At 40.9% G+C, this 24,450-nt stretch carries 17 protein-coding genes; 16 read left to right on the top strand and 1 reads right to left on the bottom strand.

What is annotated here, in order from left to right; all coding sequences use genetic code 11:
- The first annotated feature begins 1 nt into the window (after position 1).
- The 7 genes from DWX65_RS03055 to DWX65_RS03025 all read left to right on the top strand — a co-directional run bounded on the left by DWX65_RS03055 (position 2) and on the right by DWX65_RS03025 (position 7,167).
- A complete protein-coding gene (locus tag DWX65_RS03055; RefSeq protein WP_117698213.1) occupies positions 2-715 on the top strand; it encodes a DUF4352 domain-containing protein in 714 nt (237 codons plus the stop codon).
- 111 nt (positions 716-826) lie between these two features.
- A complete protein-coding gene (locus DWX65_RS03050) occupies positions 827-1,732 on the top strand; it encodes a chemotaxis protein (RefSeq protein WP_117698212.1) in 906 nt (301 codons plus the stop codon).
- 135 nt (positions 1,733-1,867) lie between these two features.
- Positions 1,868-3,502 (top strand): hypothetical protein, encoded by a 1,635-nt coding sequence (locus tag DWX65_RS03045; RefSeq protein WP_118087277.1) that lies wholly within the window; start codon positions 1,868-1,870, stop codon positions 3,500-3,502.
- Between the two features lie 9 nt (positions 3,503-3,511).
- Positions 3,512-4,132: an imidazole glycerol phosphate synthase subunit HisH gene (gene hisH, locus DWX65_RS03040; protein ID WP_118087278.1), complete on the top strand. Its 621-nt coding sequence runs from the start codon at positions 3,512-3,514 to the stop codon at positions 4,130-4,132.
- Positions 4,132-4,893, top strand: coding sequence for an imidazole glycerol phosphate synthase subunit HisF (hisF, locus tag DWX65_RS03035; RefSeq protein WP_022242430.1), 762 nt, complete (start codon positions 4,132-4,134; stop codon positions 4,891-4,893). Before hisH ends, hisF begins: the two co-directional genes overlap by 1 nt.
- Before the next feature lie 4 nt (positions 4,894-4,897).
- Positions 4,898-5,575 (top strand): uracil-DNA glycosylase, encoded by a 678-nt coding sequence (locus tag DWX65_RS03030; protein ID WP_022242431.1) that lies wholly within the window; start codon positions 4,898-4,900, stop codon positions 5,573-5,575.
- 821 nt (positions 5,576-6,396) lie between these two features.
- A complete protein-coding gene (locus tag DWX65_RS03025) occupies positions 6,397-7,167 on the top strand; it encodes a flagellar filament capping protein FliD (RefSeq protein ID WP_117946706.1) in 771 nt (256 codons plus the stop codon).
- A gap of 164 nt (positions 7,168-7,331) precedes the next feature.
- On the opposite strand, the gene DWX65_RS03020 is transcribed toward DWX65_RS03025, so the two are convergent.
- Positions 7,332-8,972, bottom strand: a complete 1,641-nt coding sequence (locus DWX65_RS03020; protein WP_022242433.1) for an ABC-F family ATP-binding cassette domain-containing protein — start codon at positions 8,970-8,972, stop codon at positions 7,332-7,334.
- Between the two features lie 228 nt (positions 8,973-9,200).
- Between DWX65_RS03020 and nifJ the strand changes: the two genes are divergently transcribed.
- The 9 genes from nifJ (at position 9,201) to DWX65_RS02975 (ending at position 24,444) form a co-directional block, all read left to right on the top strand.
- Positions 9,201-12,746: a pyruvate:ferredoxin (flavodoxin) oxidoreductase gene (gene nifJ, locus DWX65_RS03015; RefSeq protein ID WP_117946704.1), complete on the top strand. Its 3,546-nt coding sequence runs from the start codon at positions 9,201-9,203 to the stop codon at positions 12,744-12,746.
- A 284-nt stretch (positions 12,747-13,030) separates the two neighbouring features.
- Positions 13,031-13,705 (top strand): signal peptidase I, encoded by a 675-nt coding sequence (lepB, locus tag DWX65_RS03010; protein ID WP_242997790.1) that lies wholly within the window; start codon positions 13,031-13,033, stop codon positions 13,703-13,705.
- A 14-nt stretch (positions 13,706-13,719) separates the two neighbouring features.
- A complete protein-coding gene (locus tag DWX65_RS03005; protein ID WP_118172763.1) occupies positions 13,720-18,750 on the top strand; it encodes an LPXTG cell wall anchor domain-containing protein in 5,031 nt (1,676 codons plus the stop codon).
- Between the two features lie 67 nt (positions 18,751-18,817).
- Positions 18,818-20,284 (top strand): isopeptide-forming domain-containing fimbrial protein, encoded by a 1,467-nt coding sequence (locus DWX65_RS03000; RefSeq protein WP_118172911.1) that lies wholly within the window; start codon positions 18,818-18,820, stop codon positions 20,282-20,284.
- A gap of 121 nt (positions 20,285-20,405) precedes the next feature.
- Complete coding sequence (locus tag DWX65_RS02995) at positions 20,406-21,254, top strand: class C sortase (RefSeq protein ID WP_117840807.1); 849 nt, start codon at positions 20,406-20,408, stop codon at positions 21,252-21,254.
- A gap of 3 nt (positions 21,255-21,257) precedes the next feature.
- Positions 21,258-22,154, top strand: coding sequence for a class C sortase (locus tag DWX65_RS02990; RefSeq protein WP_118172762.1), 897 nt, complete (start codon positions 21,258-21,260; stop codon positions 22,152-22,154).
- Positions 22,151-23,125, top strand: a complete 975-nt coding sequence (locus DWX65_RS02985; protein ID WP_117698205.1) for a DUF5979 domain-containing protein — start codon at positions 22,151-22,153, stop codon at positions 23,123-23,125. Before DWX65_RS02990 ends, DWX65_RS02985 begins: the two co-directional genes overlap by 4 nt.
- Before the next feature lie 18 nt (positions 23,126-23,143).
- On the top strand, positions 23,144-23,668 hold the full coding sequence (locus tag DWX65_RS02980; protein WP_118056883.1) for a hypothetical protein: 525 nt from the start codon (positions 23,144-23,146) through the stop codon (positions 23,666-23,668).
- Positions 23,665-24,444: a hypothetical protein gene (locus DWX65_RS02975; protein WP_118172761.1), complete on the top strand. Its 780-nt coding sequence runs from the start codon at positions 23,665-23,667 to the stop codon at positions 24,442-24,444. The genes DWX65_RS02980 and DWX65_RS02975 overlap by 4 nt, the downstream gene beginning before the upstream one ends.
- Positions 24,445-24,450: the final 6 nt, after the last annotated feature.

The raw sequence follows: 24,450 nt of genomic DNA, 5'->3' as shown, positions 1-24,450 counted from the left end.
TATGAGAGACAGAAAGATAAAAACAACGGCATGTGTGCTGTTGGCTGCGTTATTATTAGGCGGATGCGGAGAGCAGCCGATTGAATTAACAGAGCAGGAAGAACAGACAATTGTAGATTATGCAGCACATGTAGTATCAAAGTATAATATAAAGCAGCAGGATGGAATTGTAAGACTATCGAAGAGTGAAGAGACAACAGAGACTGCAGATACCGAGGCTGTGGAACAGCCGGATTCCACTGAGCAGATGCCATCAGAAGGTGGAGATGCAACAGGAACTCCGGAGAATGCGGCATCGGACAACAGTGTGTCCTTAAACGATGCAGTGGCAATACCGGGCATTGATGTGCAGTATACTGGGGCAGAATTTGCTTCCGTCTATCAGCAGGATTCGTCTTATATCGTAGAGCCGACCGCTGGAAATAAGTATCTGGTTTTACATTTTCATTTAAACAATGCCGGAACCGAAGCAGTTGATTGTGATATGTTAAGCCGCAAGGTGTCATTCCGCATGACATTAAATGACAGCGTGGAAGCTGTTGCACAGGTCTCAATTCTGTTAAATGACCTTGGCACATATCAGGGGACTATTGAAGCAGGAAGTGGCACAGATACGGTTTTACTCTTTGAGGTGCCGGAAGGTACACCGGAAGATTTGAGTAAAATCTCTCTGGAAGTAGTCGAAAACACGGTACATAAGACCTGTAATCTATAAAATAGTAAAAATATCTAAAGAATTGTAAAAAAACGGTGCATTTTTATGTAATATTATGTTATAATTTGAAATAGAAATATTCTAAGAAATGACCTTGGGAGGAAAACATAAATGGAGACAAATATTCTGTTAGAAAATGGTACGAACGAACTGGAAGTGCTGGAGTTTACTTTAGGGGATAATCATTACGGAATTAACGTAGCGAAGATTCGTGAGATTTTATCCTATCAGCCGGTAACCCCGGTACCAAATGCACATCCGAGTGTGGAAGGAATCTTTATGCCACGAGATACCATGCTGACGGTAATCAGCCTGAGAAGATGTCTGGGTATGCAGGATGAAGAAGGAAAAGGTTTGTTTATTATCACAAACTTTAATAAATTAAATATTGCATTCCATGTAGATCAGGTTATTGGAATTCATCGTGTCTCCTGGTCAGAGATTATCAAACCGGATGCAACGATTAATGTCCAGGACAAGGGTGTATCAACCGGAGTCATTAAACTGGATGGACAGTTGATTGTTATTCTTGACTTTGAAAAAATTATTTCTGATATCAGCCCGGAAACAGGACTTAAGGTATCTGATGTAGAGCATCTGGAAAATCGTAACCGTAATGATTCCCCGATTATGATTGCAGAGGATTCCCCATTATTAAGTAAATTGATTACAGATTGTCTGAAGAAAGCAGGTTATACCAACCTGAATGTCAATATGAACGGACAGGAAGCATGGGACAAGCTTTGTGCTTATGAGAAAGCTGGCAATGTAAAAGATAAAGTACATTGTATTATTACCGATATCGAGATGCCATTGATGGACGGACACCGGTTAACAAAACTGGTAAAAGAGAACGATAACATGCATGATATTCCGGTAATCATTTTCTCTTCCCTGGTAAATGATGAAATGAGAAGAAAAGGTGAATCACTCGGAGCAGACGCCCAATTGACTAAACCGGAGATTGGAAGTCTGGTACAGGCTATCGACAGACTGATTGACCAGACTGGAAAGTAAGGAAAGAACGTAGACAAAGGGGTGTGATGTTACATCACATCCCTTTCCTTTACGCTGTCCGGCATCTGCTGGGAGATGTTGTGGCAGACCCTGTAAGCAGATATACAGGCAACTTGGATACATGGAGGTATAAATTTGAGTAAGAGTGAAGATTATCTGGACGATTTGCTGAATTCAGTTTCAGATGCTAACAGAAGAAATAATAAGAAGGATATCGAGAATTTGATTCAATCAATGAATGAAGAAGCTGCAAAGCCAAGAGAGCGGGAGAAAAAAACGGTAGAGAAGAAACACGAGGATTACTCCGGCACAGGTTTCCTGCGTGAATTTGAACAGGAGCTGGCAACAGGAGCAGCAGATGATTTCCTGCAGGAATTCGAAATGGAATTAGACGAAGAGGCATCAAATCAGGCAGATATTGATGTCAATGAAGACCAGACATCCGATATGGAGGCAGCTTTTGCAACAAAACAGCCGGAAGCAGCAAACCAGTCAGAAGAAACCAATCAGCTGCGGGATGCTTCAGAGCCAATCTCATCAGAGGGCACAGATATGGCAACAGATGGGTCTGCACCGTCAGATATGATGGAAGATGTGGATGACATCATGGACGCTGTCCGGAAGAAAGTGGGCGATTCTGGAGAGGAAGAACATATGGATACGTCGAAAACACCGGAAGATGATGCTTCCGAGGAAGAAGAGCCTCTGGGCTTTTTTGATACGCTGGATGAAGATTCGGCGGCAGAGATACCAGAAGCATCAAAGACAGAATCTGAGGAAGAGGAACCACTTCTTTCAGAAGATGATGATGCCATTAATCTTATGGATATGTTATCCGGAGATGCTGACTTATCCGATATCGGCGATTTGCTGAAAGCAGATGAAAATGGAGAAGAATTAGAGCATTCAGAAGATGAGGACAGTGAGGTCCAGGATGAATTTGAACGCCTTGGAAGTATCGAAGAATTAAAAGATTTAAAGGAAGCAAAGGAAAAGAGAAAAAAACAGGGATTCTTCAGTAAAATTATGTCCGTTTTATTTGGACCGGATGAAGAAGAGGATGATACAAAGATTGCAGAAGATGACAGCCTTGGCAGCATTTCATCGGAGAACAGAGAAATCTTAAAAGAGATGGATGCAGACGAGGGAGCCGGTAAGAAGGGAAAGAAAGAGAAAAAAGAAAAGAAGGAAAAGGCGAAGAAGGAGAAGGCGCCAAAGGTAAAGAAAGAGAAGCCTCCAAAAGAAATAGACCGTACGCCGCCTCTTCCGAAGAAGCCGGTTATTCTGATTTTTATTATGGCACTTTCCCTTCTAATCTTGATTTTGCTGGGAAGTTCCAATTTACAGTATGGACAGGATATGCAGCAGGCAAAGGATGATTTTGCAAGCGGCTCCTATGTAACAGCATTCCAGACCGTAGCCGGTTCTTATGTAAAGGGAAAAGACGAGAATTTCTATAAGAAGGCACAGGTGCTGGCTTCCATACAGAGCGAATATCAGTCTTATGAGAGCTTAAGCGGAATCAATGAAAATGAAATGGCTTTGGATGCGTTGATTCGTGGATATGGCAGATGCGTAGATGGTGCAGACCTGGCTCAGGAATATGAGATAACAGATGAAATGGCAGGACTGAAGAATCAGATTTTGCAGCAGTTATCAGACCATTTTGGTGTATCAGAGGAAAAAGCAGCAGAATTGCATGCCATGACAAAGAGAACAGATTATACAAAGGCAATTCAGGAGATACTTGCAGCAGCAGGACTGGAATAGGAGAACATGATGATAGCAATTATTGACTATGATGCAGGAAACTTAAAGAGTGTGGAAAAAGCATTGGCATATCTGGGCGAGGAAAGCGTAATTACAAGAGATTTTCATACCATTGAACAGGCAGATAAGGTGATTTTACCGGGCGTTGGTTCTTTTGGTGTGGCAATGGATAATCTGAAACGCTATGAACTGGACAAGGTCATCCATGAAGTATGCGAAAGAAAAGTGCCATTCCTTGGAATCTGCCTCGGACTTCAGCTGATGTTTGAAGGAAGCGAAGAGTCAGAAGGAGTAGAAGGACTTGGACTTTTAGAGGGAAAGATTATACGGATTCCGGATACCTATGGACTGAAAATTCCGCATATCGGCTGGAACTCCCTGCATTTACAGAATAATGGAAGACTGTTTCAGGACGTGCCGATGGATGCTTATGTATATTTCGTGCATTCTTATTATTTACAGGCAAAGCATGAAGAAATCGTAAAAGCAACTACAGAATATGGAGTCACTATTCATGCATCTGTGGAGCAGGACAACATCTTTGCCTGCCAGTTCCACCCGGAGAAGAGCAGCTCCGTTGGACTGAAGATACTTAAGAACTTTGCGTCATTACAGGGAGGTGTGAAATAATGTTTACCAAGAGAATTATTCCATGTCTGGATGTCAATGATGGAAGAGTTGTAAAAGGTGTGAACTTTGTGAATTTAAGAGATGCCGGTGACCCGGTGGAAATTGCAGCAGCCTATGATAAAGCCGGAGCAGATGAAGTGGTATTTCTGGATATTACAGCATCTTCGGATAACCGTAATACAGTAGTAGATATGGTAAGACGTGTAGCAGAAAATGTATTTATTCCATTTACCGTAGGCGGAGGAATCCGCTGTGTAGAAGATTTTAAAGTGCTGCTTAGGGAAGGTGCAGACAAGATTTCCATTAATTCTTCTGCAATTAATACACCACAGTTAATCAGTGATGCGGCAGACAAATTCGGAAGTCAGTGTGTGGTTGTTGCCATTGATGCGAGAAGAAGAGAAGATGGCAGCGGCTGGAACATTTATAAAAATGGCGGAAGAATTGATGTAGGTATTGATGCGGTAGAATGGGCAATGAAAGTCGAGAAGCTTGGAGCCGGAGAAATTCTTTTGACCAGTATGGACTGTGATGGCACGAAAGCCGGTTACGATTTGGAACTGACCAGACAGATTGCAGAAAATGTATCTATCCCGGTCATTGCTTCCGGTGGAGCCGGAACGAAAGAGCATTTCTATGAAGCTTTGACAGAGGGTAAAGCAGATGCAGCACTGGCAGCATCATTATTCCATTATAAAGAACTTGAAATTATGGACCTTAAGAATTATCTTGCAGGTCGCGGGGTATCAGTAAGGAGATAAAACTATGGCAATGATTACCAATGACTGGCTGGACAGTGTATCTGCCGAGTTTAAAAAGCCATATTACAGAGATTTATATGATTTTGTAAAAAAAGAATACAGCACCCATGTGGTATATCCACCGGCAGATGATATCTTTAATGCCTTGCACCTGACACCGCTTTCAGAAGTAAAGGTGCTGATTTTGGGACAGGATCCATACCATAATGAACATCAGGCACATGGCCTTAGTTTTTCCGTACTGCCGGATCAGAAAGAGATTCCACCATCTTTACAGAACATCTATAAAGAACTACAGGATGACCTTGGTTGCTATATCCCTGACAATGGTTATCTGGAAAAATGGGCAAAGCAGGGTGTATTATTATTGAACACGGTTCTGACTGTCCGTGCACATCAGGCGAACTCCCATCAGGGCAAAGGATGGGAGCATTTTACGGATGCCATTATCCAGGCGGTCAATGCCCAGGATCGACCAGTTGTCTATATGCTGTGGGGCAGACCGGCACAGAGCAAAATTCCAATGCTTACCAATCCGAAGCATCTGATATTAAAAGCACCTCATCCAAGCCCGCTTTCGGCATACCGTGGTTTCTTCGGATGCAAACATTTCTCACAGGCGAATGCATTTTTAGAAGAGCATGGAGTAGCACCGATAGACTGGCAGATTGAGAATTTATAGGATGGATTTTAATGTTGACTTGATACCAATAATGTTGAATAACAAAGCATTGCAGGATTTAATAGGTTTCTATGTCAGGCATAAAATACCGCAGTTCTAAATCACATATTTTTCTTTTTACAATATAAAGTGTCTTTCCAATGTTTGACAAACTATCCGCACGGTTCGTCAAAAGGACGGATGTATGACACAATTTATTAGGGGCACTTAGAATTTCGTATTGCAACCGGCAACGCCGGCACAGGATGTGCCGGCGAGGTGCAATCTGAACATGGATGTGAATTTGCACCGGTTGCCGGGCAAAACACAATATGTTTCGAAATTCTTAGTGCCCCTTATAAATCTTGTGTAACATCCGTCTTTGGCGGACAGTGCGGATAGTCAGTCAAAGCAACGGAAAGACATTTTGTAATCAAGAAAAATATGTGCTAAGAACTGCAGGTATTTCATGTCGAATCAACATAGAACCCCATGAAATCCTGTTATTCTTCGAATTGCCAACATGGTATCCAGCCAACATAAAAAATTATTCCTAAAATGAGGAGTGCCCCGACATCTTTCGGATGCCGAGGCTATTATGAAAAAATATATCTAAAAACATGAGTTTCTTTTGATGGTTCTATAGTATGCTATAAATATGACAAAACTATGAACAAACCATAAATACTTTGTGAAAAGTTACAATAGATGAAAAAAATCACATAAAAAGTTGTGAATTTTACACAATATTGCAATCCTGTGCCTAAAATGCTATAATAGCATTAACAATAGGCAGACGTGGGACAAGGATGTTACACATCAGATATCAAAGGAGTGATTATATGATAGGCATTTCAAATTATGATTTGAATTCAATTAACACATTGTTTTCCGGATTATCAAATGGAAGCAGAACTTCAAACAGCGGTTTGTTAGGAATTAATATTGCTGATTATTCTGCAATTCGTACCGGTTCCTATTTTAAACTGATGAAGGCATATTATGGTGGAAATGATTCTGCCAGCAAGATTGTAGAGACAAACAAGAAGACTTCAACGTCTACTGCAAAGGATGATACTAAGACATTAGCAAAAATTGAAGATGCTGCGGAAGAGTTGAAGGGTGCATCCGATGCTTTACTGGATAAGACCAAGAAGTCTGTATTTAACAAAGTAACAACAACCGATGCAAAGGGTAATACCACAACAGATTATGATAAAGACGCAATTTATAAGAAAGTAAGTGCTTTTGTAGACAGCTACAATAACCTGCTGAAGAAATCAGAAGATTCCAATACCAATGGAATTCTCAATGCAGTTTCTTCCATGGTTCGGACTACAGATTCCAATGAAAAGTTACTTTCTAAGGTTGGAATTACCGTTGGTGTAGATAACAAACTCAGTATTGATGAGGATACCTTTAAGAAGGCAGATATGTCTTTGGTAAAATCTTTGTTCAATGGAAATGGTTCCTATGGATATCAGGTATCTGCAAAAGCATCTTTGGCAGATTATTATGCAGAACGGGAAGCATCCAAGGGCAATACATATGGTAATACAGGTACATATACCTACAATTATAATACCGGAGAGATTTATAATACGACAACCTAAGTGACCGGTTAATAATTATGATTCGCATAATGACGGTGTAAATGTCAGGTATAAATAATATATGCAAATAACAAGAAATGTGTGTTACAGGAAAGCAATTTTCGGTAAAGCAAAAAAGCAGGTGTTCCGATTGGAACACCTGCTTTCTATCTTAAAAGCTATTTTTAGTTATCATTCTCGTCTTCTTCACTCATGGAGTAAACCTGACGTTTTCTTGCCATTTCATCACTTTCTAAGTATTCATCGTAAGTGGTAATCTTATCAATGAGTCCGCCATTTGGAAGAAGCTCCATAATGCGGTTGGCAGTGGTCTGTGTGAACTGGTGGTCTCGGGAAGCGAAGAGTACAACACCCGGGAATTTAATCAGACCGTTGTTTAATGCGGTAATGGACTCCATGTCTAAGTGGTCGGTAGGCTCATCTAAGATTAAGACATTGGAAGCCTGAATCATCATACGGGAGAGCAGTACACGCACTTTTTCTCCTCCGGAAAGGACTCTCATTTTCTTCATGCCGTCTTCACCGGCGAAAAGCATTCTTCCTAAGAAACCACGTACATAAGTAGCATCTTTGATTTCGGAATACTGGGTCAGCCAGTCTGTGATAACAAGGTCAGTATCAAAGATTTCGGTATTGTCCTTCGGAAAATAGGACTGGGAAGTCGTAACACCCCATTTGTAAGTTCCTTCATCCGGCTCCATTTCACCGGCAAGAATCTTAAAGAGGGTAGTCTTGGCAAGCTCGTTGCTTCCGACAAAAGCTACTTTATCATCATGTCCTAAGATAAAGGATACATTGTCTAATACTTTTACGCCATCGATAGTTTTGCTTAGCCCCTCTACGGTAAGAACCTCATTACCGATTTCACGCTGTGGGCGGAAATCAATGTAAGGATATTTACGGCTGGAAGGTTTGATTTCATCCAGCTCGATTTTTTCAAGGGCACGTTTTCTGGAAGTTGCCTGTTTGGATTTGGAAGCATTCGCAGAGAAACGGGAAATGAACTCCTGTAACTCTTTAATCTTTTCTTCCTTCTTTTTATTGGCTTCTTTCATCTGCTTAACAAGAAGCTGGCTGGACTCATACCAGAAATCGTAGTTACCGGCATATAACTGAATCTTGCCATAATCGATATCGGCAATATGAGTACATACCTTATTTAAGAAGTAACGGTCGTGGGATACGACGATTACAGTGTTGTTAAAGTTAATTAAGAATTCTTCCAGCCATGCAATGGCATCTAAGTCTAAGTGGTTGGTCGGCTCGTCTAAGAGCAGAATGTCCGGATTACCGAATAATGCTTGGGCTAAAAGCACCTTAACCTTGGTAGCACCCGGAAGGTCACGCATAGTGGTGTAGTGGTCTTCTGTCGGGATGCCAAGACCATTTAATAACATGGCAGCATCGGATTCTGCATTCCAGCCGTCCATTTCAGCAAATTCGCCTTCCAGTTCACTGGCACGGATACCATCTTCATCGGAAAAATCCTCTTTTGCATAGATAGCATCCTTCTCCTTCATGATATCATAGAGACGTTTGTTTCCCATGATAACGGTATCTAAAACGGAGTACTCATCATATTTGAAGTGGTCCTGCTGCAGGAAGGAAAGACGTTGTCCCGGTGTAATAACCACATCGCCGCTGGTGGAGTCTAATTGTCCGGATAAAATTTTTAAGAAAGTAGATTTACCGGCACCATTGGCACCAATCAGACCGTAGCAGTTGCCTTCCGTGAATTTAATATTTACATCTTCAAACAAGGCTTTCTTCCCGATTCGTAAAGTTACATTGTTTGCACTTATCATAATCAAATCTCCTGACTCTTTGAATTTACGGTGCTTTCATGCTTATGCACCAATTCGTATCATACTAGAAAAACAGTGGAAAAGCAACTAAAACTTCTTATAGAAGAAATTCGTGATTGTTCTTCATTTCGTACAGTCCATAATCTTGATAATCGACAAATAAAATGCTAAAATGTGATTTAGGTCGATAAGACATAAGTTTTTTATTTAAATAAGGAGGAATAAATAATGTCCAGAGCAAAACAATCAATGGACGGTAATACAGCAGCAGCTCATGTAGCTTATGCATACACAGACGTTGCAGCTATTTATCCTATTACCCCGTCCAGTCCAATGGCTGACTCCGTAGACCAGTGGTCCGCAGCAGGTCAGGAGAATATCTTTGGAAATCAGGTTAAAGTCGTAGAAATGGAATCAGAGGCAGGAGCAGCAGGTGCCGTACATGGTTCTCTTGCAGCAGGTGCTTTAACCACTACATTTACCGCATCCCAGGGTCTTTTATTAATGATCCCTAATATGTACAAAATCGCTGGAGAGCAGCTTCCATGTGTATTTGATGTATCAGCACGTACCGTTGCAACCCAGTCCTTAAATATTTTCGGTGATCACAGTGACGTATATGCTTGTCGTCAGACAGGTTTCGCTATGTTATGTGAGACAAACCCACAGGAAGTTATGGACTTAAGCCCAGTTGCTCATCTTGCAACAATTGAAGGAAAAGTTCCATTCATCAACTTCTTCGATGGATTCCGTACATCTCATGAGATTCAGAAAATCGAGAAATGGGATTACGCAGATTTGAAAGAAATGTGCAACATGGACGCTGTAAAAGCATTCCGTGAGCATGCATTAAACCCAGAGCATCCAGCAATGCGTGGTTCTCATGAAAACGGAGACGTTTTCTTCCAGCATCGTGAAGCTTGTAATACAGCTTACAATGAGTTACCGGCTATCGTTGAGAAATACATGGGCAAAATCAATGAAAAACTTGGTACAGATTATGACTTATTCAACTACTATGGAGCAGCAGATGCAGACCGTGTTATCGTAGCAATGGGATCTATCTGTGACGTAGCAGAAGAAGTAATCGACTACTTAACAGCAGCAGGAGAGAAAGTCGGATTAATCAAAGTTCGTCTGTATCGTCCTTGGGTATCTGCTTCCTTATTAAAAGTTCTTCCAAAGACTGCAAAGAAAGTTGCTGTTCTTGACAGAACAAAAGAGCCAGGAGCATTAGGCGACCCATTATACTTAGACGTAGCTACAACATTACGTGAAGCAGGATTAAACGACGTTGTATTATGTGGCGGCCGTTACGGATTAGGATCTAAGGATACTCCTCCTTCATCTGTATTCGCTATCTACAAAGAACTGGAAAAAGATGCTCCAAAGAGCAGATTTACAGTAGGTATCGTAGATGACGTTACAAACTTAAGCTTACCAGAGGTTAAGCCAGCACCTATCACATCTGCAGAAGGAACTGTAGAGTGTAAGTTCTGGGGTCTTGGTGGAGACGGTACTGTAGGTGCTAACAAGAACTCTACTAAGATTATCGGTGACCACACAGATAAATACATCCAGGCATACTTCCAGTATGACTCTAAGAAGACCGGTGGTGTAACAATTTCCCACTTAAGATTCGGTGACAAGCCAATCAAGAGCCCATATTACATCAACCAGGCTGACTTCGTAGCATGCCACAACCCATCTTATGTAACCAAAGGATTCAAGATGGCCCAGGATGTTAAACCAGGCGGAGTATTCATGATTAACTGCCAGTGGTCAGACGAAGAGTTAGCTCATCATCTGAATGCTGAAGCAAAGAAATACATTGCTGATAACAACATTCAGTTATATACAATCAATGCAATTGACAAAGCAATTGAAATTGGTATGGGTAAACGTACTAACACAATTTTACAGTCTGCATTCTTCAAACTTGCAAACGTTATGCCTATCGACGATGCAGTAGAATTCATGAAAGCAGCAGCTAAGAAATCCTACGGTAAGAAGGGTGATGCTGTCGTAGAAATGAACTACAAAGCTATCGACGCTGGTGTAGACGCAGTACATAAGGTTGAAGTTCCAGCATCCTGGTCTAACCCAGAAGCAGATCCAGCTCCGAAGGAATTAACCGGACGTCCTGAGACTGTTAAGATGGTAAGAGACTTAATGGAGCCAATCTCCAAGATGGACGGAGACAGCCTTCCAGTATCTGCATTTGCAAAGAATCCGGATGGACAGTTCGAACATGGCGCAGCAGCATATGAGAAACGTGGTACAGCCGTAACCGTTCCTACATGGGATGCTGAGAAATGTATTCAGTGTAACCAGTGTGCATTCGTATGTTCACATGCAACCATTCGTCCATTCATGTTAGACGAAGCAGAAGTAAAAGCTGCTCCAGAGCAGACAAAACTTGCTGATACAAAGCCAAAGGCTGGCGAGTACAAATATACAATGAGCGTATCTCCATTAGACTGTATGGGATGTGGTGAGTGTATTACTGTATGTCCAGTAGGCGCAATCGAAATGGTTCCTCAGGAATCACAGGCAGATCAGCAGCCAGTATTCGATTACTTAGTAGCAAACGTTGGAAAGAAACCTGGTATGCCGGCAGACAATACCGTTAAAGGTTCCCAGTTCAATCAGCCATTGCTTGAGTTCTCAGGCTCTTGTGCAGGTTGTGCAGAGACATCTTACGCTCGTTTGATTACTCAGTTATTTGGTGAGCATATGTATATTTCCAATGCAACAGGATGTTCTTCTATCTGGGGCGGTCCTGCAGCAACATCACCATATACAGTAAACAAAGATTCCAAGAAAGGTCCGGCTTGGGCAAACTCCTTATTCGAGGATAACGCTGAGCATGGTCTTGGTATGGAAATCGGACAGAAAGTTCTTCGTGAGCAGGCAATTGCAAGCGCTAAGAAATGTGCTGAGTCTGATAAAGCAAGCGCAGAATTAAAGGCTGCATTTGACAAGTTCGAAGAGACTAAGAATGATACAAAAGCTAATACACCTGCAACAGAAGCATTAGTTGCTGAGTTAGAGAAAGCTGCAGCAGCAGGATGCCCGGATGCTAAGGATGCATTAGATAAGAAGAATTACCTTGCTAAGAAGTCTGTATGGATCTTCGGTGGTGATGGATGGGCTTACGATATCGGCTTCGGCGGATTAGACCATGTACTTGCTTCCGGTGAGAACGTAAACGTAATGGTATTCGATACAGAGATGTACTCTAATACAGGTGGACAGGCTTCTAAAGCTTCTAACATCGGTGAGGTTTGTCAGTTCGCTGCTTCTGGTAAAGAGGTTGGCAAGAAGAGTCTTGCAGAAATCGCTATGAGCTACGGCTATGTATATGTAGCACAGATCGCTCTTGGTGCAAATATGGCAAATGCTGTTAAGGTAATTGCTGAAGCAGAAGCATACAACGGACCTTCACTTATCATCGGATATGCTCCATGTGAGTTACACGGTGTTAAGGGTGGAATGAACCACTGCCAGGATGAGATGAAGAAAGCAGTAGCAGCAGGTTACTGGAACTTATTCTCATACAACCCGGCATTGAAAGCAGAAGGAAAGAACCCATTCACATTGACTTCTAAGCCAGGTGATGGATCTTACCAGGATTTCTTAAATAACGAGACACGTTACAGCAGATTAACACGTTCCTTCCCAGACAGAGCAGAAAAACTGTTCAAAGCATCTGAGGAAGCTGCAAAGGCTCGTTATGAACATCTGTTAAGATTAGTTGAACTTTACAAATAAGATTAGCTGATTAGACAGAAGAATCTGACGATTAAGTAAAATAAAAGAGACGTAATTTACAGAAGTGTAAGTTACGTCTCTTTTTTTACTTTATAAGAACGATATCAAATTAAATTAGTCTGATTATTTCGTTAGAAAAAATCAAATCTATATGCCAGAATATGACATAATTCTATACAAAAAAAATATATACTTGCATTCAACACAAAAGAAAAATCACATGCATGAAAAGACAGGGGAAGGTCATAATAAGGGCAGCAAAAGAATAACAGGGGGTGCAGTTTGTGGCAGATAAGGATTTCCGCAAGCTGAAACGCTGGGAGTTGATTGAAATTATAGAGGGACTCCAGAAGGATTTGCAGGAAACTACAGAAGAAAATGACGGGAATAAGGACAAGAAAATAGAATTAGATGTGGCACTTCAAAGTATACGGGCGGAACAGGCTCACAGAGAGAAGAAGCAGCATCTTTTCAGTGCACTCGGAATACTGCTTGTGGTGGCAGCAATTTCAGTATTGATTGCAACAAGATTAGTACCGGTATTGCAGGTTTCGGGCAAGAGCATGGAACCGGCATTAGAGAATGGTGAACTGGTAGTAATAAAGAAAACCACAAAAATCAAACAGAGAGATATCATCGGCTTTTACTATCAGAGTAAGATTCTTGTAAAAAGGGTCATAGGAACTGCAGGTGATTACATAGATATAGACGAAGACGGCAATGTATATGTAAATGGTGAAAAATTAGATGAACCATATGCAATAAAGAAAGATTTAGGGGAATGTGATATTGATTTTCCTTATCAGGTGCCGGAGGGCAAATATTTTGTGATGGGAGACCATCGTTCAGTATCGGTTGACAGCCGGAGTTCAGCCATTGGGTGTGTGGCAGAAGATCAGATAATTGGAAAGGTGGCTTTTCGATTCTGGCCATTGAGTAAAATGGGATTCCTTAAATAGGGAGAGATAGGGATATGCAGGAAAATGTAAGAAAACATGTAAAGAAAGCAGAAGAAAAGAGAAAAATCCGCAGAAGAACAAAAATTTTACTGGGAATATGCTGCGTTCTTGTGGCAGTAGGTGTAGTCTGGGGACTGATTCTTCCGGGACTTGCAGCAACAGGAAATAAGGAAACAGAGCAGACGTCAGCCGGAGGCACGATTAGTGAGCGTATTAACTTGAGTGTTTCACAGAAGAGTCCGGATGATGGGAAAAATGGACAGACTTTATATGCAACTGTTAGTGCAACCAACTCAAATCCGACAGATACAGAGCTGGTACCGGTTCGTATCCGGATTAGTGATTTGCCGGAAGGAGTTACATTGACCGGTTTTGAAGAAAGTGATGTTATGCAGGTTACTTATAAAGCGGTCAGTGAAACAACAGAAGAAACACTGGAAGTAAAACTGGTAGAAGAGGATGATGAGACCTACATAGAGTTTGAACCACCTGCAGGTTCAACCGTTTCCTTCGATTTGCAGTTTAATTCCTTAAATGGAATTATGGAAAAGGATTCCAAGGTAACATTGACACCGGAGATTCCGGATCAGAAAGACAATGATGTGATTTCTGAACCGGCAGAATTAATCTGGCATGGAACAAATCTCTGGCAGGATTTGAAAAAAACTGTCAGCAAGGAAATTATTCCGGTGAATGGAAAGACCAATAAGCTGGAAGGAACATTGGATTATAGAATCACTGCAAACAGTATGAATCCATGCGGAGTTGGTGATACTGGGGCAATCTGGACAGATCATGTAGAGTTGAGTGATGTATTGACATTACCGGATGGAATCAGCTTTCCGGAAGGAACCAGGGTCAGTGAAGATGATGTTTCCATTGTGGATAGCAATGGAAATGTGATTTTCCAGTTTACTGATCTTCAGGGAGGAACCGTTACAAGCCTGACATTGGATGGAAAAACTGTTACATATAAGATTAGTGTGCCGAACCAGTATATGACAAATGGTGTGCCAACAAGAGAACAGGAGCATCTGAATGTAAGTGCAAGTCTGAATGTATCAAAATTAGTATTAACAGATAATTATATTACAGCAGCCGCAGAAAAAGTTAAAGAAGATGTAATTACAAATCATGTTGATTTTGAATCTGTTCCCTATAAAGAATATGAACACACAAAATTGTCTGCAGATGTAAAGTCAAGACCGGAAATAAAAGAGGACTTTAGGATTGTTAAGACGGCGGATAAGAAAGAAGTAATTGCCGGAGATACCATTAATTATACGATTACGCTAGAAAATACGGGAAACAATCCGATTAAAGGAGAAGCTTCAGATGGAAGCGTTTATAAGGTGACAGATAGATTGCCAGAGCATCTGACATTGACATCGGAGCAGATACAGGCAATCCGTGATAAAGGAGCAGAGTATGACGAAGCAGCAAGAACAATAAGTTTTACACCTGGTACATTAAAAGCTGGTGAAAAGGTTACATTTACTTTTGCAGCTAATGTAAAAAGCCAGGAAGAAATGGCAAAGTATAAAAATAATACTTCCATTCATAATAAAGCTTCTTATAAAGATAAGAGTTCAACAATGACGGTTGTTTATAAAAAACCGGAGCTCAATATTGTAAAGAAAGTGGAAGAACCAGGTGACGGGTTACATGTAAAGAATGGTGATTTAGTTACTTATACGATAACGATTGAAAATATGGAAGATTATAAAACCATTGAGCAGACGTTAGAAGATACTCTGCCAAAAGGACTTATTTTCCAGTATGTTATAGATAAGAATGGAGCACAGGTTCCGGAGGGCGAGACGGATTTTGTGGCAGAGTCAACCAATGCGACCGGTGGATGCCGCAATGTTGGCTTACAGATAAATGATAAAACACTGACATTTTCTCTTGGCAGGCTGAATGCAAAGGAGAAGGTGACCATTAAGTATGTATGTAAGGTTGATGTTAATGAACTGCCGGAGGCTTCTGATTATCATTTTAAGAATTATGTAGAGAGTACTTCAACCGGTGAGAATTCTGAAATTGTAATTGAGACTGAAAATCCGATTACAGTAGATAAGAAGGTAAATGGCGGGGAAGGTGGAGAAACCTTTAAAGCAGAGGAATTATTTAAATACAGCATAACGATTACAAACGCTGATGGAGATGCCGCATATAAGAAAGACGGACTGTCATTGACAGATGATATGCCATATCATGTTTTTCCTTCGGATGAATACAAGATTTATAAGGCAAAGCAGGCAGGAACGTTAAATTCCAGATATCCAAAAAATGATGAGGAACTGGTAGAGGCTGGTATCAGCTGGAAAGAGTATGTAGAAAATACATCTGACTGGGGAACTTATTATACAAAGATAAATGGTGAATATGTGCAGATAAGGAGATACTGGATTGGCAAGAGCAATGGAATGAATATCAGTGCACATAAAGGAATCCGTTTAATCTGGAAGATTGGCACCATGTCACCGGGTGAAGTAATTGAAAAAGAATTCAATGCTTACATTTATATGGATGATAAAGAGAATGAACAGACGGGAACTTTTACTTATACCAATAGTGCAACCGTAAACGGAATGAAGGATACAGTAACGGTAAAAGGGGAACCGGAAGGAAAACAGGAGCTGGATCAGGCGGTAGATGTGCAGAAGAGTGTGTGGGCAATTCTGGATCAGTTCCATCAGTGGAAGACCAGCCAGTTAAAAGATAAGTCCATATTCTCTAAGAGTGTAAATGAAGGAAATTATCTCGGAAATTATGTGATTTATAATATTACAGTAACAAATACAGGAGAAGATCCGGTTCATATTGATACATTGGAAGATCATATGGCGGATGGTCTGGAATATGTTGGAATACGTCCGGGCCTGGGATATACGCTTCCGGTTCAGATTGAAAAGAGTTATAGTGAACCAATTAAGTCAAACGACTGGAACATGGCGCAGGTAACCAATATCGATGGCAGAAGTCTGGTAAGGGATGTTACCATTGCAATGACCAATGATGATAAGGAAAATCATATGGTTACCTTTACGATTGGAGACGATGGCAAAGGTTATGATTTGCCGGCAGGAAAGAATCTTTCATTCTTTGTGATGTGCAAGGTAAGTAAAGACGTGGAATTAGATGTTCCAATTACCAATACCGTGGATTTACTGGTAGATAAGGATGTGGAATATCGTGAGAATCCGAATGACATTACAATGAGAGGAACAAGGGATGATTCCAGACAGAATAACGGCACATCGGAAGATAAAGGAATTGTAGGAGAAAAGCGTGTTATTTCGTCATCTGTAATGATAACACCGAAGGATGTAATTGTTCCGGGAATTACCAAGAAAGCAGTGTCCTATATACCATCTGGTAAAAATGTGGAAAATGCTGTTGAATTGGAAGAGAAGGACAATATACAGCCGAATGTAACGACAAAGTGGCTGTTGGAGTTACGCAACGATGGAACCATTCCGATCTGCGATTATACAATTAAAGATTCTGTTCAGTCTCCGTTCCATATATTGTCGAAAGAAGAGGCAACCAATAAAACCCTTCACCTGGGACTTGACAAAAATGCTTTTGTACTGACCATTTATGATGAGGATGATAATGTACTTCATAAGTATGATTTGTCTGAAGAAGTATGGAAGTTGATATCGGATAATGCGACCCACGAGTTTTCACTGTATCTGGAGGGAAAAGAATATCAGATTCCTGCAGGTGGAAAAGCGGAGTTTACGGTATATACCAGAAATACAGTATATGAGAACAGGATTTATGAAAATACTGCATATCTCCTGCCGGATGATCCGTTTGATGGTAACAGTGTAAAAACGGGAGAACTGGTGACGGATGACAGTGGAAAATATATTGGAGTAAAAGCTTCTGATTGCGTTTATGCATTGGGTGATTACGGTTCATTCTCATGGAAAACGGTAGAGGAAACCGGTAATTCAGATAACCGGGGAAGCGGCTATCTTGGACTGGAAGGAAAGAATTACATTTATCTGGATGAAGATGGAAAAGATGTGATTTACACCAACAATATTGAAAATGTCAGCAATAACTCCTTTACACAAATGGTTATTGTAGACAGTATGCCACATATAAATGATACCGGAGTACTGAACCAGAAAGAAAAACGAGGAAGTGAATTCTCTGTTGCATATGCCGAAGGACTGGAACTCTGGGTAACGGAGGAGAGCGGCACAAAACGGCAGCTGGAAGAAGGCGTGGATTATTTTGTGGAATTTTCAAATCTGGTAAGCTTTACTGAAGCTGATATGTCGGGTACTTCAACAGAACAGTGGCATTCCTTCTGGCAGTCAGATGATGTGTCCTTCCGTATAAAGATGGCAGATACCTTTGCATTAAAGAAGGGCTGTATTCTTACCATGAAATATAATGGAGTAGTAGGAGAGAATGCAAACCCGGGTGAGACTGCATGGAACAGCTTCGCATACCAGTATACGGCAGAAGTAAACGGAAATGAAAAAACACTGCGGGCAGAGCCTCCAAAGGTCGGAGTAAAGATTTATAAGAAACCGGTAATTGAGAAAGACGTTCTGGATGCGTATGGAAATGAACTTCCGTATGATCAGACAAAAACCTTTACTTTTGCATTATATAAGGGTGATTCAATGGAGGAATCTGATTATATTACAGAATTTACCGTATGCCAGGGTGGATCGGTTGCATTGAAGACCATTACAGACCAGAATGGCAATAAGGCGTTGGAAGATGGTCAGGTCTACACGGTGAAAGAAAAACTGGTAAATGGTTATGAGTTAGTTGGAATAGGTCAGAAGGGTACAGAATTAAGCAAAGAAAATAAATATACCTTTACCTATTATGATAATCTTGATAGTATTTCGATTCAGGTTAAGAATCAGGAATACGGTTATGAACTTCCGGCAACGGGGGGAACAGGTACTACTGTTTATACTATAGGTGGTGCAGCAATTATGCTTATGTCATCCCTGTTGTATGGATACCGGATGAGACGGAAAAGAGAAAGGGGTGCAGGCATATAAAGCCCCCTTTTGAGGAAATCCGTTTCAGGTATCAAATATATTAAAAGGTCAAAGAAGGAGAAAGAAGATGAAAAAATTGAAAAAACTTTTTGCAGCAATGGTTGCAATGGTTATGGCATTCGCAATGGGTGTTACTGTTTATGCAGCAGACATTACAATTACAAATGGCGCAGCAGGTTCTGAATATGCGGCATACAGATTGCTGAATGCTACAGATGGTGGTGAAGGAAAATTTGCATACACATTAAATGATAAGTATGCAGCAGCATTGAAAGAAGTAACAGGAAAAACAGAAGATAAGGATGTAATTAATTATATTTCAGGATTAGATGCAGATGGTATTCGTGCATTTGCAGATGAAGTATTTGCAAAAATCAAGACATTAGAGCCGGAAGCAAAAACATCCGATGATAAATTTAGCGGTGTTGATCAGGGTTATTACCTGATTGCAGAAACAAAAACAGGTGATGAAGGTGATACCTATTCCCTTGTTATGTTAGACACAGCTGGAAATGACAGCGTAACTGTAACAACAAAGGAAGACAGACCGGAACTTGAAAAGAAAGTAAAAGAGAAAAATGACTCTACCGGTGCAGAGAGTGACTGGCAGGATGCAGCAGATTATGATATCGGAGATAACGTACCATTCCAGTTAACCGGTACTGTAGATGCAAAATATGATAATTATGGAAGTTATTATTATGCATTCCATGATACCATGTCTGACGGACTTACTTTCAATGCAGATTCTGTAACTGTAACAGTGGACGGAACAGCAGTAACTAGCGGCTATGAAGTAGTTACAGAAGATTTAGATGATAGCTGCACTTTTGAAGTTCGTTTTGCAGATTTAAAGAATATCAAAGCAGTAAAAGCTGGAAGTAAAGTAGTTGTAAATTACACCGCAAAACTGAATGAAAATGCAGTAATCGGTGAAGGTGGAAACACCAACGTATCCAAACTGGAATACAGCAACAATCCTTATGGGGATGGCACAGGTGTAACTCCGGAAGATAAAGTTATTGTATTTACATATAATTTAATTGCAAATAAGGTAGACGGTAACAATGCTCCTCTTGAGGGTGCAGGATTTACCCTTTACAAATTAGACAGCACTACAGGTGATTATGTTGCAGTTGGAAATGAGATTACAGGAGTAACAACCTTCTATTTCAAAGGTGTAGATGCAGGCCAGTATAAATTGGTTGAGACAACTGTTCCGGCAGGATACAATAAAGCAGATGATCTTGTATTTTCAGTAGAAGCAACCTATGATACAACATCAGATAATCCGGAATTAAAGACATTAGTAGTAAAGGATGCTTCTGGAAAGGTTGTTTCAGAAGGAACAGAAGCAATCTTTACAGCAACTTTAAGAACAGGTGCTGTATCCACGGATGTACAGAACTTAAGTGGAACTGAACTTCCTGCAACCGGTGGTATCGGTACTAAGATTTTCTATACCGTAGGTGCAATTATCATGATTGTAGCAGCTGTATTGTTAATCGCAAGAAAACGTACTGCAAAAAACTAGAATTTTAAGATGAACGGCGGTAATTCACCGGGAATATCCGGTGAACCGCCGGTTTATACACGAACGAGACTGGAAGAAAATTCCCGCTCGCTGGGACTTTGACAGCATTAGGGAGAAATCTATGAAGAGGACATTAAAGAAATTATTTAAGAAAGATAAACTGAATGTAATGTTAGTGTTTGTTTTTATCATAGGTCTCTCCGTGATGCTGTATCCGCCAATTAGTTCTTACTGGAATTCAAAAGTCCAGTCAAGAGCCGTTGCGTCTTATAGTAATGCCGTAAAATCACTGACAGAAGAAGAAAAAGACACAATGTTAAAAAAAGCTGATACCTACAATGAAAAATTAAAGGATGTGAACCGGCCATTTCTGAATTATGCAGAGGCTGGCGATTATAACAGCATTCTTGATATTTCCGGCACCGGCATCATGGGTTATGTTACAATTGAAAAGCTAGGTGTGGAACTCCCGATTTATCATGGAACTTCGGAAGGAGTATTACAGGTTGCAGCAGGCCATTTAGAGGGCAGTAGTTTGCCGGTTGGAGGAGAAGGCACACATAGTGTTCTTTCTGCACACAGAGGACTTCCGTCTGCAAGACTTTTTACGAATCTGGATAAAATGGAAGCAGGAGATACCTTTACCGTTACCGTATTGGATCGTAAACTGACTTATCAGGTGAATCAGATTAAAATTGTAGAACCACAGGAAATTAATAATCTTACAATTGAAGATGGAAAAGATTATTGTACATTAATGACCTGCACTCCATATGGAATCAATTCTCATCGGCTGCTGGTAAGGGGTGAGCGGATTTCACAGGAGGAAAGCGGTAACTTTGTGACGGCAGATGGATATCTTGTTAATACTTCTGCAGTTGCAATTGTAGTTGCGATTATATTACTGTTCTGGATTTTACTGGGACTTTTGATTTGGCAGCGGTTTAGTTGGAAGAGGAAAAAGGAGTAGGGAATGAAACAGAAATGGAAGCAGAAATTACCTGGAATTCTGCTTGGACTGGTTTTCCTGGTCGGACTGGGAATCTTTGCATATCCGACTGTGGCAGATCAATGGAATAAATACCATCAGAGCAGGGCGATTGCCAGTTATGAAGAAACTGTTGCAGATATGGATGAAGTAGACTATCAGAAGCTTTGGGAGATGGCAGAGGAATATAATTCCCAGATAGGTAATAATACCTTCGATGGGGATGCGTTTTCGCAGGAAGAACAGAATATGAGAGGAAGTAAATACTGGTCCGTATTAAATCCGGGAGATAATGGGATAATGGGATATATTTCCATCCCGAAAATAGAACAGAGACTTCCGATTTATCATGGAACTTCGGAGGCAGTATTACAGATTGGCGCAGGTCATATGTCCGGAACCAGTCTTCCGGTTGGTGGTGAGGGAAAACATAGTGTACTGGCAGCACACCGCGGACTGCCAAGTGCGAAACTTTTTACCGATATTGACCAGCTTGTAAAAGGTGATAAATTCTATGTGCATGTATTGGATAAGGTGCTTGCATATGAAGTGGATCAGATTCTGCCGATGGTAGAAAAGGATGATACGGATACTTTGACAGATGCAATGAAGAATGTCGAAGGGGAAGATTATGTAACACTTTTCACCTGCACCCCATATGGTGTAAACAGCCATAGACTGCTGGTGCGTGGTCACAGTGTCCCGTATAATGGAGAGGATGATGAGAAGGCAATAGCCAATGAATCTATGCTTCAGACGGTGAAAGATTATTATATGTTATATGCAATACTGGCAGTTGCAGCAGCAATTCTGATTACAGTTTTGATAAAGATTATTCGAGATAGAAAAGCTTCAAGAGGTTCTAAGGAGGGTGGAAAATGAAAAAGTTAAAAATAAAGAAAGGGTATATTGCGGGATTACTGACGTTGTTTTTGGCAGCGGCAGGATTACATGTGGCATCTGCATATGCCACCAATGTAATAGATCCGGCAGAACCTTGTACTTTGACTTTATCTGTGCCGAAGGGCGAAGAATATACGGAAGAACTGAATGGGATGGAACTGCATGCTAAAATATATCAGGTAGCGACTGTGGATGCAGCAGGAGAGTACAGCGAAACATCAGAATTTAAATCCCTCTCTTTAAAAGATGCGGTAAATGGAGATGTTACATGGGAAGAGATGACAGCGAAGGCAGCGGAGCTCGCTTCGGATAAAACCCCGGATACAGAATGCACGATTACGGATGGAACAGGAGAGAAAGAACTGAATTCTGGGATATATCTTGTTGTGGTTGAATCTGCATCAACCGGTTTTTATGAGTATAATTTTAATCCAGGTCTGATTGCGTTGCCGGATAATCAGGCATTTCATTCTGCAGGCGCAGAAAACAAATGGATTTATGAGGTTACAGCAAATCTAAAACCGGAACGTTCTCCACGGTATGGAAGTCTTCTTATACAGAAAAATCTTGATAACTATAATGAGACAATGAAAGAGGTAACCTTTGTATTTTCGATAGAAGCAGTAGATGAAAATGGTAATACGGTATACAGTAATGTAGTATCGACCACACATTCATCGGCAGGAACGAAAGCGGCAATTGCAGATCATATTCCGGCAGGTGCAAAAGTTACTGTGACAGAGGTATATAGTGGGGCTGGTTATAGACTGGTAAGTGAGCCACAGCAGACAGCAGAAATCAGTGCGGATGAAATCGTAACAGTGGAGTTTGATAATACATATGACCATGGATTGAATCCGGGTTACGGAGTGACCAATCATTTCGATTATGATGAAGATGAGGGATGGCAGTGGACACAATTACCGGATAATAGTGTAAAGGAAGAATAAAGGAGGCTGGAATATAAGATGATGAAGAAAAAAACAAAAGTGTTCTGGCTGACTGCAGCAGCATTGGTATTCCTTGCAGGGGCAGCAGTGCCACCGGCAATGGCGTATTTTACAACTTATGTGGAAGCGGAAGGAGGATATCCGATTACACTTGGTAATGAAACTACAATAGAAGAAAAAGTTGAAAATATGGAGAAGCATATCGTACTTACAAATACAGGAGAAAGTGATTGCTTTGTCAGAGTAAAGGTATTCGCAGGAAGTCAGATTACATTAACTATGTCCGGCTCGTCCTGGATTCAGGGCGAAGATGGCTATTGGTATTATAGTGATATTGTTCCGGTAAGTGGCAATACAGAAGAACTTTTAGCCAAAATAGCAATACCGGAGGAATATAAAGAGAGTTTTAATGTAGTGGTCGTTCAGGAGTGTACACCGGTTCTCTATGAAGAGGATGGAACACCATATGCAGACTGGAACCGGATTGCAGATACCAGGACAGATATAGGAACTGCAGATGCAAGGGAGGCTGGTGAAGAATGAGCCGATTGAAAAAAGTAATGAAGGGAAGAAAAGGAACCTTTTTATTATTGGGTGCAGCAGTACTTCTTCTGGCAGGAAGTGCGGTTGGAAGTGCGAGAGCAGCACTTACTTACTATAGTGAGAATTATACTGCACAGATGGAAATGTATGATATCGGAGTGACTCTGGTGGAAGAATCTGTCAAGGGTTCTAAGAATATCAGCAGCCGTGATTATGCAGGAAGTGATGATGCCTGGAAGCAAAGTCAGGGAGCACTTCTTACAGATATGCTTGATGAGACCGATGGAAAGCTGGTAGCCGGAAGAAATTATAAGGAAGCACTTTCCGTAAAAAACAGTGGCAATATTGACGAATATGTCCGTGTGAGAATTTATAAGAGCTGGAAGAATGAGGATGGAAGCAAGGAAACAACACTTGCTCCGAGTTTGATTGAATTAAACCTGACCCAGAATGGCTGGATTGTGGATGAAAATGCATCTACGGAGGAGAGAACTGTTCTTTACTGGCCATCGGTATTGAAGGTGGGTGAGAGTACACCGGCATTTTCTGATACTTTAAAGATTGATAATTCCATTACGTCGAAGGTAACGGAGCATACAACGGAGGAAAATGGACTTAAGACCACTACTACAACATTTAATTATAATGGGGTTTCCTTTCATGTAGAGGCAGAAGTGGATGCCGTACAGACACACAATGCGCAGGATGCGATTAAGAGTGCCTGGGGAGTTGATGTTTCTGTTGATTCCAATGGAAATCTGACATTACTGCAGTAAGGAGGA

It is taken from the genome of Roseburia sp. AF20-18LB, assembly GCF_003461185.1.
In the GTDB taxonomy this organism is placed as follows: Bacteria; Bacillota; Clostridia; order Lachnospirales; family Lachnospiraceae; genus Roseburia_C; species Roseburia_C amylophila.
Note: the sequence above shows the minus strand (reverse complement) of the source record. Positions and strands in the feature narration are given on the sequence as shown.